Below are 14,564 nucleotides of genomic sequence, written 5' to 3' on the forward strand. Positions count from 1 at the left end.
CGCCCGCCGCAATGATTTGCCGCAGCCTGGCTTTGTTGCTTTTCGTTACCGCAAACATCGCTATTGTGGCAAAAACAGCCGGGGGCTCAGCATGAACGAATGGTGGCGCGACGCGATCGTCTATCAGATCTATCCAAGGTCCTATCAGGACGATGATGGTGACGGTGTCGGCGATCTGAGGGGCATAACCCGGCGGTTGCCGCATGTGGCCGATCTGGGGGCCGACTGCATCTGGCTTTCGCCGATCTTTCAGTCGCCGCAAAAGGACATGGGCTATGACGTGTCCGATTATACCGCCATCGACCCGCTGTTCGGCACGCTCGAGGACTTTGATGCCCTGATCGCCCGGGCGCACGACTTGGGCCTCAAGGTGATCGTTGACCAGGTGCTGTCGCACACCTCGGACCAGCATCCCTGGTTCAAGGAAAGCCGCGCCAGCCGCGACAATCCAAAGGACGATTGGTACGTCTGGGCCGATCCACTGCCCGACGGGTCACCGCCGACCAACTGGCACAGCCATTTCGGCGGCCCCGCCTGGGAATTCGATCCCGGTCGCGGCCAGTATTACCTGCACAACTTCCTTGCCTCGCAGCCCGACCTGAATTTCCACAATCCCGACGTGGTCGATGCCATTCTGGACACCTGCAAATTCTGGCTGGACCGGGGGCTGGACGGGTTCCGGCTGGATACGGTCAACTACTATGTCCACGATCAGAAACTGCGCTCGAACCCGCCAGCACAGGTGAAACCGCAGGTCATGGCGACCGATCTTTATGGGATGCAGCACAATATCTACAACAAGACGCGCCCCGAAAACCTTGATTTCATCGAACGGCTGCGCGCCCTGACCGACCAGTATGACGACATCATGATGGTCGGCGAAGTGGGCGAGATGGGCCATCGCTCGATCGAGATCATGGGCGAATACACCGAAGGCTCCGCGCGGCTGCACATGGCCTACAGCTTTGCCATGCTGGGGCCGGATTTCAGCGCCGAACATTTCCGCAACTGCATCGAAGGGTTCCAGCGCGGCGCGCCCGATGGCCACCCCTACTGGTCCTTCAGCAACCACGACGTGCCGCGCGAAGTCACCCGCTGGGCCGAACACGCCGTGTCCGAGGACAGTATCGCCCGGCTGGCCTGTGCCATGTTGTTGTCGTTCGAGGGCACCATCGGCATCTACCAGGGCGAAGAGCTGGGCCAGACCGAAACCGAACTGGTCTACGAAGAACTGACCGACCCGCCTGCCCTGCGCTATTGGCCTGCGGTCAAGGGGCGTGACGGCTGCCGCACGCCTATGGTGTGGGAAAAAGACGCGCCGAATGCCGGGTTTTCAACCGGCAAACCTTGGCTGCCGGTCAAGCCGCCGCAGGCGGCCAAGGCGGTCGATGCGCAGACCCCGGACGGCATCCTTGCCTTTTTCAAACAGGCCATCGCCTTCCGCAAATCCAGCGCCGCCTTGTCCCATGGCAAAACGGTGTTCCTGAACCTGCCCGAGCCGCTTTTGGCCTTTCACCGCAAGGCGGACAAGCAGACCCTGACCTGCGTGTTCAACCTGTCGCCCAAGCCGCTGACCCTGACCGTCAAAGGCGACGGCAAACTGTCAGGCCCGCAAAATGCGACACTGGCCAAGGATACGCTGACCCTGCCGGGCAATGGCTTTGCCTACATCGAAAATGACGGGACGCTGACGCTCAAGGCCTCTGCATCCAAATGAACGGCGCGTCGTCCCGGGCTTGACCCGGGACCTCATCGCCAGAGGCCCCGGGTCAAGCCCGGGGCACGCGGCGCTTACCGGTTCAGCAGGCTTTTGGCATCCCAGACCTGCTCCATGTACCCCCGGATCGTGCGATCCGACGAAAAGTACCCCGATCCCGCGATATTGCGCAGAACCATGCCGTCCCAGCGGTCCGTATCGGCATAGGCCGCGTCAACTTTGGTCTGGCAAGCCAGGAACGCCGAAAAGTCCGAGGCGACAAGGAACGGGTCGTGGTTCCAGGTGTGATCAAGCAGCCCGTGATAGCGCGTTGGTTCCTCGGGGTTGAAGCGGCCTTCGGCCAGCATCTGCAACACGTCCTGCAATTCCTGGCTGGCCATGATGGCCGAGCGCGCGTGATCAGGCTTGCGATAGCGTTCCAGCACCTCGTCCGCCGTCATGCCGAACAGGAAAAAGTTTTCCGCGCCCACGTGTTCGCGGATTTCCACGTTGGCCCCGTCCAGCGTGCCGATGGTCAGCGCCCCGTTCATGGTGAACTTCATGTTGCCGGTGCCCGACGCCTCTTTGCCCGCGGTCGAGATTTGCTCGGACAGGTCCGCCGCAGGGATCAGCCGCTGCGCCATCGAGACGTTGTAGTTCGCCGGATAGACCACCTGAAGCAGGTGCCTGGTCAGCGGGTCGTTGTTGACCACCTTGGCCACGTCGTTGATCAGGCGAATGATTTCCTTGGCGGTGAAATAGCCCGGTGCCGCCTTGCCGCCAAAGATCTTGACGCGCGGGGTCCAGTCCGCGCCGGGATTCTTGCGGATGGCGTTCCAGCGCGCGATGGTTTCAAAGACGTTCAAAAGCTGGCGCTTGTATTCATGCACCCGCTTGATCTGCACGTCGAACATCGCGTCCGGGTCCAGTGTCAGCCCCATGTTGGCCTGCACCCAGTTGCCAAAAGCGACCTTGTTGGCGCGCTTGGCGCGGCGCAGCGCGGCGCGCAGGTCCGGGCTGTCGTGCTCTGTCAGCTCTTTCAGGCGGTCCAGATCGTCCTCCCAGCCGGTGCCGATTGTCTCGGTGATCACCTGCGACAAGGCGGGGTTGGACAGTTTCAGCCAGCGGCGCGGCGTCACGCCGTTGGTCTGGTTCAGGATGCGGCCCGGATAGGCGCGGTCAAGATCGGCAAAGACGGTCTGCTTCATCAGGTCGCTGTGCAGCGCCGACACGCCGTTGACATGGCTGGCCATGACAAAGGCCAGCGTGCCCATATGCACCTGATCGTGGTGCACGATGCGCAGATCGGGCGGGCAGTCCGTCGCCGCGTGATGTTCGGCGTCGATGCGTTCGATGATCTGCATGTGGCGCGGCAGGACCCGCCCCATCAGCCATGTCGACCACTTTTCCAGCGCTTCGGGCAGCAGGGTGTGGTTGGTGTAGTTCAAACAGCCCTGCGCAATCGTCTTGGCGCGGTCCCATTCCAGCCCGTGCACGTCCACCAACAGCCGGATCAGTTCCGGCCCGGCCAACGCCGGGTGGGTGTCGTTCATCTGGATCGCGACCTTTTGTGGCAGCAGGGACAGGTCGTCATATTCCGACAGGAACCGCCGCAGGATGTCCTGCAACGCCGCCGAGGTCAGGAAATATTCCTGCTTGAGGCGCAATTCCTTGCCGCTGTCGGTGGTATCCTCGGGGTACAGGACCCGCGACAGGGTGCGCGCCAGCGCCTCGGGCGCGGCGGCGGCGGTGTGATCGCCGGAATTGAAGCGCTCCAGATCGAACAGTTCCGTCGGGTGCGCCCCCCACAGGCGCAGCGTGTTCGACCACTTGCCCTGCCAGCCGACCACGGGCGTATCGTATGCGCGCGCCAGCACGGTTTCCGCCGGATGCCACGTCGCCTTGCCATCCCTGGTGTCGACGTGGCCCTTGAACGGCACGGTATAGCAGGCCTCGGGGCGCTCGAATTCCCACGGGTGCGGCTGGTTCAGCCAATCCTCGGGGGTTTCGACCTGACGTCCGCCCTGGAAACGCTGGCGGAACAGCCCGTGTTCATAGCGGATGCCATAGCCAAAGGCCGGGCAGCCCAGCGTCGACATGCTTTCAAGGAAACAGGCCGCCAGACGCCCCAGCCCGCCATTCCCCAGCGCCGCGTCGGGCTCGTTCTCGACCACGTCCATCAGTGACATGCCGTCCTCGGCCAGCACTTCCTCGATCTGTTCGTGCAAGCCAAGGTTGATCACCGCATCCTCAAGGATACGGCCGATCAGGAATTCCATCGACAGGTAATAGACCCGCTTGCCTTGCTCTTCGTAGGTCTTGCGCGTCGCTTCGAACCAGCTGTCCACGATCAGGTCACGCACCGTATAGCTGACCGCCATGCGCCAGTCATAGGTGCTGGCGTGGGCCTTGTCCTTGCCCATGGTGTACGTCAGATGCTGGGCAATGCGGGCCCGCAGCAGATCCGCGGACAGGGTGTTCATGGCATTCATAACTGTTCCAGTGCGTTCTCAGGTCAGCCAGACGCGCCCAAGGGGCGGCAAGGCATAGGTATCGGGGTCAAGGCTGACAGCGGCGTCAGAGAGGGCATCGTGAAAATGCACCACCCCCTGCGCCCGCAGCCAATCAAGCGGAAGGTGTTGCCACGTTTCCGAGAAATTGAAAAGGCACAGCAGGGTGCCGGTGGGCGCAATCCGGCCAAAGGCAAAAACCGATTTCTGCCCGCTGTCCAGAATGCGCGTGGGATAACCGCCGTGGATTTGCGGCGTGGCCTTGCGGCGCGCATAGATATGCCGCGTGCCCTGCAACACCTGCGCCTCGGGGCCGGTGCCGGTTTCGGCGGAGGCGGCCCGGTCCCAATCCATGTGGGGGCGGTTTATCCAGCGGCTGTCGTGGGCGTGTTCGGGCACCTGCAAATACCCGTAATCATTGGTCAGGGCGATTTCGTCGCCCATGTAGATCAGGGGCACACCACCGAACGATGCGATCAAGGCATTGCCCAGCAAAATGCGGTGCACCGCCAGTTCCATGCCCTGCGCGTCGGCCCGGTCCAGCGCCCGCTCCAACCCGGCAAGCGAGGCAAAGCTGCCAGACACCCGTTTGTCGCCGGTTTCCTCGTTCACCTGAAACAGCGCGCCGCGCGCAAAAGAGCCGGGGAAAACCCCTTCGTAGAAATCCGCCAGAAAGCCCCGGTGACCATGGCCCGTCAGCCCCAGCGCGCCCGCGTCCTCATCGGTGATCGCCCAGCCGATGTCGTCGTGGCAGCGGATATAGGTGGCATAGGTCGCGTTGGTCAGGGTCTCGGGGAAATGGCTGCGCAGCACATGGGTCATCAACCCGGTGTCCCGCGTTGCAAGGGCGCTCCAGAACTGCACCATAAGGTTGTTGTGATAGGCCAGGTTGCCTTCGCGCCCGTCATGTTCGCCGCGCCCGAAATAGGTCAGCATTTCTGCCGGGCCAACGATCGCCTCTTCGAGATGCAGGACCGAGGCTGCCACGATCCGCGTCACCGCCCGCAGCGCGCGCAGGATCATGTGGACCTCGGGCTCTGACTGGCAGCGCGTGCCCATGCGTTTCCACATGAAGGCCACCGCATCCAGCCGCAGCACATCGACGCCCTGATTGGCGAGGAACAGCATGATTTTCGCGATTTCCAGGAAAACCCGGGGGTTGGCCCAGTTCAGATCCCACTGGTGTTCGTTGAAGGTGGTCCAGACCCATTTGTCCAGACCCTCGTAATAAGTGAAACTGCCCGGCGCATTGTCGGGGAAAATCTCGATCAGGGTTTTCTCATAGGCCTTGGGCAGGCGGTCATCGTCGAACATCAGGTACATGTCCTGATGCGCGGCATCGCCCCTGGCCGCCTGCACGGCCCAGTCGTGTTCCTTGGCGGTGTGGTTCAGCACCATGTCGATGCACAGCGACATGCCGCGTGCGCGCAGGGCCTGCGCCAGCGCCTGCAAATCCGCCATCGTGCCATAGGCCGGGTTCACCTGCCGGTAATCCATCACCGAATAGCCGCCGTCACTGTCACCGGGGCGGGGTTTCAGGCAGGGCATGAGGTGCACATACGTCACCCCAAGGCTTTGCAGATAGTCCAGCCGGTCGTGCACGCCCTTCAGGTCGCCGGCAAAGCGGTCGATGTAAAACACATAGCCAACCATGTCCGGGCGCTGGAACCAGTCCGGTTCCAGATCGCGCTGCAAATCCAGGGTCCTCAGGTCGGCTGGCCGCGCCTTCCAGGCGCTGCGCATCGCGTCTCGCAGGTCGTCTTGCATCTGCGCATAGGCGGGGTGTGCGCCATAAAGCTGTTCCAGCATCGGCCACAGGTCGCCTGCGCTGCGCGCCAGACGCAGGTCAAAGATATCAGGTTCAGGGACGCGTGCGGCCATTGTGGTCTGTCCTCAAATCACCCGGCGGCCTTGGCCGGGTCCGCTTCTTGCACAAAGACGGTGACGGCATCCGCCTCGATCACCGCGCCGCCTGCACCCGTTTCAGCGGTGTCAAACCGGCGCACCCAGGCACTGCCTTGCGGCACCTCGGGCAGCGTGATCCTTGTCTTTTCGCCCGCGTTCAACACCACCAGCAGCGCGCCCTCGCGCTTGACGTATTCGGGACTGCCCGAGGCCATGCGCAATTCGACCACGATGATCTTGTGATCGGGGTTGTCCCAGTCTTCTTGCGCCATCGCCTCGCCGTCCGCGCGACGCCAGAACACATCCGGCGCCCCGTCCACCAGCCGCGACCGCGAGTGCAGGAACAGCCGCTGGTGCAGGATCGGGTGCGCCTTGCGAAAGGCGATGGCCTTGCGGCAAAAACCGATGAACGCGTCATCTGCCCCGTCCCAGTCGATCCAGCCGATCGGGTTGTCCTGGCAATAGGCGTTGTTGTTGCCGTCCTGCGAATTGCCCAGCTCATCGCCCGCCAACAGCATAGGCGTGCCCTGGCTCAGCATCAAGGTCGCAATCATGTTGCGGCGGCGGCGGGCGCGCGCGGCGATGATCTGTGGGTCGTCCGACGGCCCTTCGACGCCGAAGTTGTCGGAAAAGTCGTGCGAATGGCCGTCGCGGTTGTCCTCGCCGTTGGCCTCGTTGTGTTTGTGCGAATAGCTGACCGTGTCCATCAGGGTAAAGCCATCATGCGCGGTGATGAAATTCACCGAACTGGTCGCCGGGCGCCCGTCATGGTCGAAATACTGCGCCGAGCCGGTCAGCCGCGCCGCCATGCCCGCGACCATCCCCTGATTGCCGCGCCAGAACCGCCGCACATCATCGCGGAACCGGTCGTTCCATTCGACAAAGGGCGCCGGATAAGCCCCCAGTTGATAGCCGCCGTGCCCCACATCCCAAGGCTCCGCAATCAGCTTGACGCGGTTCAACACCGGGTCCTGCCGGATCGCCCGGAAAAACGGCCCGTCGCGGTCAAACTCGCCGCCCGTCCGGCCCAGGGTCGAGCAAAGGTCAAAGCGGAAGCCATCCACATGCATGACCTCGACCCAATAGCGCAGGCTGTCCATGACAAGGCGCAAGGTGAACGGGTTGTCGAAATCCAGCGTGTTGCCGCAGCCGGTGTCGTTGACGTAATAGCGCGGGTTTTCCGTCAGCCGGTAATAGCTGGCGTTGTCCAATCCGCGAAAGGCCAGCGTCGGCCCGGTCTCGCCACCCTCGGCGGTGTGGTTGTAAACCACATCGAGAATGACCTCGATCCCGGCGCTGTGAAAACGCGCGACCATCTGCTGGAACTCGGCGATATCCGTACTTTGCATATAGCGCGGCTCGGGGGCGAAGAACCCGTAGGTCATGTAGCCCCAATAGTTGCGCAGCCCCTTGTCGATCAGGAACTGATCGTCAACAAAGGCCTGCACCGGCAGCAATTCGATCGCCGTGACCCCCAACCGGTTGAGATGCTCCAGGATCGGGTCCGAGGCCATCGCCAGATAGCTGCCCCGCCCGTCGATATCCCGGCGCCCGGCGGTCAGGCCCTTGACGTGCGCTTCGTACAGGATCGTGTCGGACATCGCATGGTTCGGCCGGGATTTCTGCCCCCAGGAAAACGAAGGATCGACCACGACAGATCGCGGCATGAACGGCGCGCTGTCGCGCGCGTCAAAGCTCAGGTCCCCCGCCGGATCGCCGACGGTATAGCCGAACAGGGCATCGTTCCAGATCGGGTGCCCGGTCAGCCGCTTGGCATAGGGGTCGATCAGCAGCTTGTTGTGGTTGAACCGATGGCCTTCCTCGGGTTTGTACGGCCCGTGCATCCGAAACCCGTACTGCTGCCCCGGTCGCATTCCCGATATATAACCGTGCCAGACATGCCCCTCGCGTTCGGGCAGCGGGATCACCTGGGTTTCCACGCCCTTTTCATTGAACAGACACAGCGTCACCCGCGTCGCATGCTGCGAAAAGACGGCAAAGTTCACGCCGTCGCCGTCAAACGTCGCACCCAAAGGATAGGCGTGCCCCGCCCGGATCGGAAACCGCGTTGTCATGTCAGCCTTCTGTCACTGCGTCATAAAGGGCGTGATAGGCCGCGGCCGAGGTTTCCCAGCCCACCGGCTGCTTCATCGCGTTGCGCTGCATCGCGGTCCAGACCTTGGGCGTGTCATATAGATCGCACAGCCGCCCGAAGGCGTTGGCCAGCGCCCGCCCGGTGATCGGGAAAAACTGGATGCCCGTGGCAACCCCGCGCGCCAGCGCCGCCGGCGAGGCGTTGATGACCGTGTCGGCCAGCCCGCCGGTCAGCGCGACCAGCGGCACGGTGCCATAGCGCAGCCCATACAGCTGCGTCAGGCCGCAGGGTTCGAACCGCGACGGCACCAGGATCGCGTCCGCCCCCGCCATCATCCGGTGCGACAGCCCCTCGTCATAGCCGATCCTGACCGCAACGTTGGGGTGACGCGTCGCCAGATGCTGCACCGCCGCCTCAAGCGCGGGATCGCCCGAGCCCAGCAGCGCCAGTTGGCCGCCGCGCTCCAGTAGCGCGTCGATGGCGTCGATCAGCAGATCAATGCCCTTTTGCTGCGTCAACCGCGATACCAGCACGCACAAGGGGCCATCGGCCTCGGGCAATCCGAACTCGGCGCGCAGGGCGTCCTTGTTCGCCTGTTTGCCCTTGGGGGCCTTGTAGGGTGTGATCTCGGGGTCGGTTTCGGGGTTCCAGACATCGGTGTCGATGCCGTTCACGATACCGTTCAGCACCGCCTGCCGGTCGCGCAGGATCCCGTCCATGCCGATACCGAATTCGGCGGTCAGCAATTCCTCGGCATAGGTCTGAGACACTGTGGTGATGCGCTGCGCGCCCATCAGCCCGGCCTTCAGGGCCGAAATCTGCCCCCAGAATTCAAAATGCCCCGGCGTGAACCGCCAAGGGTCCAGCCGCAGACTGCCCAGCCGATCCGCCGGGGCATTGCCATGAAAGGCGACGTTGTGAATCGTAAAGACAAAGGGCACATCGCAGCCCATGCCATGCAGGTATTCCGGCGTGAATCCGGCCTGCCAGTCGTGGCCATGCACCACCTGCGGCACCCAGCCCCCTGCCCCCTGCACCGCGACATGCGCAGCCACCCAGGACAACGCGGCAAAGCGTTCGGGGTTATCGGGCCAATCCTTGCCATCGGGGCCCAGATAGGGCCCGCCCACACGGTCGAACAGATGCGGCGCGTCCAGCACCAGCAGGTCCAACCCGGCGCTTTTTGTCGACAACAGGCCCGCCGAGCCGCCAAAGAGGTCGTCGAAAACGGCAACCTCTTTGGTCTTGCCCAGCTTTTCCATCACCGCCGGATAGCCCGGGACAAGGGTTTTCACCTCGTCCCCAAGGGCAGTCAGGGCGGCGGGCAAGGCGCCCACCACATCCGCCAGGCCCCCGGTCTTGATCAGGGGCGCACATTCGGAGGCAACGGAAAGGATACGGGTCATAGGCTAGCGGCTCTCTTGTCCAGCATGGGTTGCGTGATAAGCGTGGTGCCGCGCTCGGTCACACGGAACCACTTGGCGTCTTCGACGGGGTCCTCACCGACGACAAGGCCCTCGGGGATGATCACGCCACTGTCGATCACCACCTGCCGCAGCCGGGCCGAGCGGTTGACGACGACACGCGGCAGTACGACCGCCTGATCCAGTACCGAATAGGAATTGGAGTGCACATTGGTAAAGATCACCGAATTGCGCACCTCGGTCCCTGAAATGATGCAGCCGCCCGAAATCATCGAGGAAATCGCCATCCCCCTGCGGTCGTGTTCATCATGGATGAACTTGGCGGGCGGCACGCTTTCGGAATAGGTCCAGATCGGCCAGCTTTTGTCCCACAGGTCCAGCTCGGGCGTGAAATCGGTCAGGTCGATGTTGCTTTCCCAAAAGGCGTCGACGGTGCCGACATCTTTCCAATAGGCCGGCGCGCCATCGGCACGCACACAGCTTTCGTCGAAACGATGCGCCACGGCCTTGCCGTGCTTGACGATCTCGGGGATCAGATCGTTGCCGAAATCATGGCTTGAATTGGTGTCCTCGGCGTCCTTTTCCAGCAGATCGCGCAGGAAATCCCACTTGAAGACGTAAATCCCCATCGAGGCCAGCGCCTTGCTGGGGTCTTCGGGCGTGGCCGGCGGATCGGCGGGTTTTTCCAGGAAGGATGTGATGCGCCCGGTGTCGTCTGTCGCCATCACGCCAAAGGCCGTGGCCTCTTCGCGCGGCACGGTCAGACAGCCGATTGTGACATCGGCGCTGGTTTCGACATGCTGGCGCAGCATGATCTCGTAATCCATCTTGTAGATGTGATCGCCTGCCAGAATGATGACGTAATCAACGCCGTAACTGTCGACGATGTCGATGTTCTGCGTCACCGCGTCAGCGGTTCCCTTGTACCAGCTTTCCGTCCCGGACCGTTGCGAGGCGGGCAGGATGTCCAGAAATTCGTTGCGCTCGGCCCGGAAAAAGTTCCAGCCGCGCTGCATGTGACGGATCAGGCTGTGCGCCTTGTATTGCGTCGCCACCGCCATGCGCCGGATGCCCGAATTCATCGCGTTGGACAGTGCGAAATCGATGATCCGCGTCTTGCCGCCGAAATAGACCGCCGGCTTCACCCGCTTGTCGGTCAGTTCCTTCAGGCGGCTACCGCGCCCTCCAGCCAGAACAAAGACCATCGACCTTTGTGTCAGTCTCTTGGTTTCCATGAAATCCCCTCCTCCCTTGACTTATGATTCCTTGCGCAGCCGCAGCACAACCGTCGACAGCGGCGGCAGGGTGATTTCAACCGATGCCTCCTGCCCGTCGCAGGCCACCGGAGTGGACGTGAGCCCACCCAGATTGCCCCGGTTGCCACCGCCGTACAGCTGCGAGTCGGTGTTCAGCACTTCGTCCCAATGGCCCGCCTCTGGCACGCCAACCCGAAAGCTGGACCGCTCGACCGGGGTAAAGTTGCACATCACCACGACCGGTGCGTCACCCTTGTCGCCGTAGCGGACAAACCCCAGCGTCGATTGATCGGCGTCACCGTTCAGCCATGCAAAGCCTTCGGGCTGACAGTCCTTGACGTGCAGCGCCGGTGTCGATTGATACAGCGCGTTCAGATCCCGCACCAACTGCTGCACCCCGGCATGTGCGGGCTGCTCTGCCGCGTGCCAGTTCAGCTCGCCGGCGTGGCTCCATTCCTCGGGCTGGGCGAATTCGCAGCCCATGAACAGCAGTTTCTTGCCCGGATGCGTCCACATGAACCCGTAATAGGCCCGCAGGTTGGCGAATTTCTCGGCCTCGTTGCCCGGCATCTTTTCCAGCATCGACCCCTTGCCGTGCACCACTTCGTCGTGGCTGATCGGCAGGATGAAATTCTCGGAAAAGGCATAGTGAATGCCGAAGGTCATGTTGTGCTGGTGGTATTTGCGGTGGATCGGATCGCGCTGCATGTAGGACAGCGTGTCATTCATCCAGCCCATGTTCCACTTGTAGCCAAAGCCAAGCCCGCCGCCAAAGACCGGCTGCGACACCCCGGGAAACGACGTGCTTTCCTCGGCCACGGTCATCACGTCCGGGTAGGCCCCGTAGACCGCGACGTTCATTTCCTTGAGGAAATCGATCGCCTCGTAATTCTCGCGCCCGCCGTCCTTGTTCGGAATCCACTGGCCTTCCTGGCGTGAATAATCGCGGTACAGCATCGACGCGACCGCATCGACCCGCAGCCCGTCCAGATGGTATTCCTCCATCCAGTACAGAGCGTTGGACACAAGGTAGTTTTTCACCTCGGTGCGCCCGTAGTTATAGATCAGCGTGTTCCAATCCTGGTGAAACCCCTCGCGCGGGTCCGCATGTTCATACAGGGCCGTGCCGTCGAATTGCGCCAGTCCATGGTCGTCGGTCGGGAAATGCCCCGGCACCCAGTCCAGCAAAACGCCGATCCCTGCGTCATGCGCGGCCTCGACGAAATCGCGGAATTCATGCGGGGGGCCAAAGCGGATCGTCGGCGCGAACAGACCCACCGGCTGATAGCCCCACGACCCGTCAAACGGAAATTCCGACACCGGCAGCAGCTCGATATGGGTAAAGCCCATATGCTTGACATAGCCCACCAGATCCTGCGCCAGCTCCTTGTACGACAGGGGCCGACCCTCTTGGTCCCAGCGCCGCCGCCACGATCCCAGATGCACCTCGTAGATGGAAATCGGGGCCGTGCGCGCGCCGCGCTCGGCACGCTCGGCCATCCAGCCCGCGTCTTTCCAGCCATAGCCCTTGATGTCGCGCACCACCGATGCCTTTTCCGGCGGGTGCTGCGATCCGAATCCCACCGGGTCGGCCTTTAGCCGCAGGTTGCCATCGGCGCCGACGATCTCGTATTTGTACAGGGCGCCCTCGGCCACGTCGGGCAGGAAAATCTCCCATGACCCGGTGGCGCCGACGCGGCGCATGGGATGGCGGCGACCATCCCACATGTTGAAATCCCCCACGACCGATACGCGCTGCGCATTCGGGGCCCAGACGGCAAAATGCGTGCCTTTCGCGCCCTCGTGTTCGCAGACATGCGCCCCCAGCGCGCGCCACAATTCGCGGTGTGTGCCTTCGCCCATCAGGTATTGGTCGAAATCCGACAGCACCGGGCCAAAGGCATAGGGATCGCGGGTTTCGTGTTCGGCCCCGCCGTCATAGCGCATGGTCAGGGTATAGTCGGCCCCGGCAACCGGCCCGGCAAAGACATCACCCTGAAGACGCGGAAGCGCGGTCTTCTTGCCCGCGACATTGACGATCACCTCAATTGCGCCTGGCTGAAAGCTGGCGATCCAGCGTTTGTTGCCGCTTTTGTGCGGGCCAAGGACATCGAAGGGGGCGCTATGGCGCCCTTCGTTCAGCGCTTGCAGATCAGAGGCGGACAGAAAGCCGGGCAAACCCGGAGCAGCCGTAACCTTTGGGCCGGACTGACGTTTTGCCATCTTGCGTTCTCTCCTTTTAAGATCCCTATCCATCCCAAAACGGAACGCGGGCCTGACCAGATGCGTGTTAGCGCTATCAGATCCATGTCCGCTTAGCAGGCCCGCACAGGAAAGTCACAGGTTAACTTCGCTCAGGTGTCATCGTGACAGCATATCCGATATGCTGTCCAGCATGGAAAAAGCCTGCGCATTATGGCGCCGGGCGGAAAATCCGCGTCCTGGGACAGGGTTGCCCGCCCGTGCCCGGCCCAGGCACGGCAGGCCCTTGAGGTCAGATCGCGGCGGTCACTGCCAGGTCGGCCATCTTCAAAATGGCCTCGCGGCTGTCGGCCACGGCGATGAACCGGCCGTTGTGGCAGAATTTGGCGCCCTTGACGCCAGAGGCCTCTTCCAGCGCGGCATCGGTCAGCCCGGCCCAGGCCTCGGGCAGGTCGGCGCGGTTTTCAAAAGTGTCGGACCCCCGGCGGATCGTCGTCAGGGCCCAGTCGGTGCCGCGCGGATGCACGACGAACAACAGATGATCGGCCCCCGCCTTTTCGACACCCGCGCGGAACGGCATGCCCATGGGCAATTCCAGAACCCGGGATGATCCGGCCGCCGTGATGGCCTGCAACACGACCGCTTCGGCGCGGCGCTTGGCGGCCCTGCCCCGGATCGCCGCCTCGACAAAGGCGCGGGCGACGGGCAGCGCCGCGTCAAAGGCCCGATCATCGGCATCATCGCCGCGATCGTCAAAGGCCGGCTTCAGCGTTTCCAACAGGACCGGCAGCGTCATGCCCGCCAGGGGGCCCGCCGCCGAAGGTTCCAACGCGCCGTTGTCCATCAGGTCGATGGGCAGGACAAAACCCTGGTCAAAACTGCGGTGAATGTCGTCCAGATCCTGTTCGGGAACCGAAAGCGCGCGCAGGTAGTCATGCCCATAGCGGGCCCAGATCAACCCAAACGAGCTGTAGGGCTGGCCATCGGCGCGCAGCGGGTTTGGCCGCTGGTGATGATCGAAAATGCCTGCCTTTGGGTCATGGGCGCGGCCAACATCGTAGATGATCTTGCCTTCTGCGGGCGTCGTCCAATCCACATCGCGCGACCGTACCAGGGTTGCATCGGGGAACAGCCGGGCCAGGACAACCGTGGACAACAGTTCATCGGCATGGAAACCGCCAGAGTGGGTGACAAGATGGGTGATGGTCATGGGAAGCCTTGAAAACGAAAGGGCGACCTTAAAGGCCGCCCGGCAAGATCTGGATGCGCGCCTTTCGGTGGCGGCGGTGAAAATCGGGGCAAAGTTACCGGTAGATAGCTGGGTTCCGGGCATGACAACAACATTGTTTTCCGCCAAGTCGGAACTTTGACCCAAGATCCCAAAAGCCTGTCATTGCGGCATTCACGCATCCAGTCGGATAAAAAACCGAAGAACTACAGATTGACAAATCTGGTGCGTTTGTAAATAGAGCGCGG

9 protein-coding genes are annotated in these 14,564 nt (G+C 62.6%); 2 read left to right on the forward strand and 7 right to left on the reverse strand.

Annotated elements, in window-relative coordinates:
• Positions 1–91: 91 nt before the first annotated feature.
• Entirely contained in the window at positions 92–1,717 is a 1,626-nt protein-coding gene (locus QF118_RS19290; protein WP_282302543.1) for an alpha-glucosidase, read from the forward strand.
• Positions 1,718–1,791: 74 nt separating this feature from the next.
• Here QF118_RS19290 and QF118_RS19295 read toward each other — a convergent pair whose 3' ends face one another.
• The 7 genes from QF118_RS19295 to QF118_RS19325 form a co-directional block, all read right to left on the reverse strand.
• Positions 1,792–4,188, reverse strand: a complete 2,397-nt coding sequence (locus QF118_RS19295; protein ID WP_282302544.1) for a glycogen/starch/alpha-glucan phosphorylase — start codon at positions 4,186–4,188, stop codon at positions 1,792–1,794.
• An 18-nt stretch (positions 4,189–4,206) separates the two neighbouring features.
• Positions 4,207–6,087, reverse strand: coding sequence for an alpha-amylase family glycosyl hydrolase (locus QF118_RS19300; protein ID WP_282302545.1), 1,881 nt, complete (start codon positions 6,085–6,087; stop codon positions 4,207–4,209).
• 17 nt (positions 6,088–6,104) lie between these two features.
• The gene (gene glgX / locus QF118_RS19305; RefSeq protein WP_282302546.1) at positions 6,105–8,186 is read right to left on the reverse strand and encodes a glycogen debranching protein GlgX; all 2,082 of its coding nucleotides are present in this window, start codon (positions 8,184–8,186) and stop codon (positions 6,105–6,107) included.
• Position 8,187: 1 nt separating this feature from the next.
• Entirely contained in the window at positions 8,188–9,612 is a 1,425-nt protein-coding gene (gene glgA / locus QF118_RS19310; protein ID WP_282302547.1) for a glycogen synthase GlgA, read from the reverse strand.
• A complete protein-coding gene (gene glgC, locus QF118_RS19315; RefSeq protein ID WP_282302548.1) occupies positions 9,609–10,865 on the reverse strand; it encodes a glucose-1-phosphate adenylyltransferase in 1,257 nt (418 codons plus the stop codon). The genes glgA and glgC overlap by 4 nt, the downstream gene beginning before the upstream one ends.
• Positions 10,866–10,886: 21 nt before the next feature.
• The gene (glgB, locus tag QF118_RS19320) at positions 10,887–13,109 is read right to left on the reverse strand and encodes a 1,4-alpha-glucan branching protein GlgB (protein WP_282302549.1); all 2,223 of its coding nucleotides are present in this window, start codon (positions 13,107–13,109) and stop codon (positions 10,887–10,889) included.
• Positions 13,110–13,380: 271 nt separating this feature from the next.
• Entirely contained in the window at positions 13,381–14,298 is a 918-nt protein-coding gene (locus tag QF118_RS19325) for an MYG1 family protein (RefSeq protein WP_282302550.1), read from the reverse strand.
• Between QF118_RS19325 and QF118_RS19330 the strand changes: the two genes are divergently transcribed.
• A complete protein-coding gene (locus tag QF118_RS19330) occupies positions 14,297–14,458 on the forward strand; it encodes a hypothetical protein (RefSeq protein ID WP_282302551.1) in 162 nt (53 codons plus the stop codon). The genes QF118_RS19325 and QF118_RS19330 overlap by 2 nt on opposite strands.
• Positions 14,459–14,564: the final 106 nt, after the last annotated feature.

The sequence above is a fragment of the Tropicibacter oceani genome (genome assembly GCF_029958925.1).
GTDB classification, from domain to species: domain Bacteria; phylum Pseudomonadota; class Alphaproteobacteria; order Rhodobacterales; family Rhodobacteraceae; genus Pacificoceanicola; species Pacificoceanicola oceani.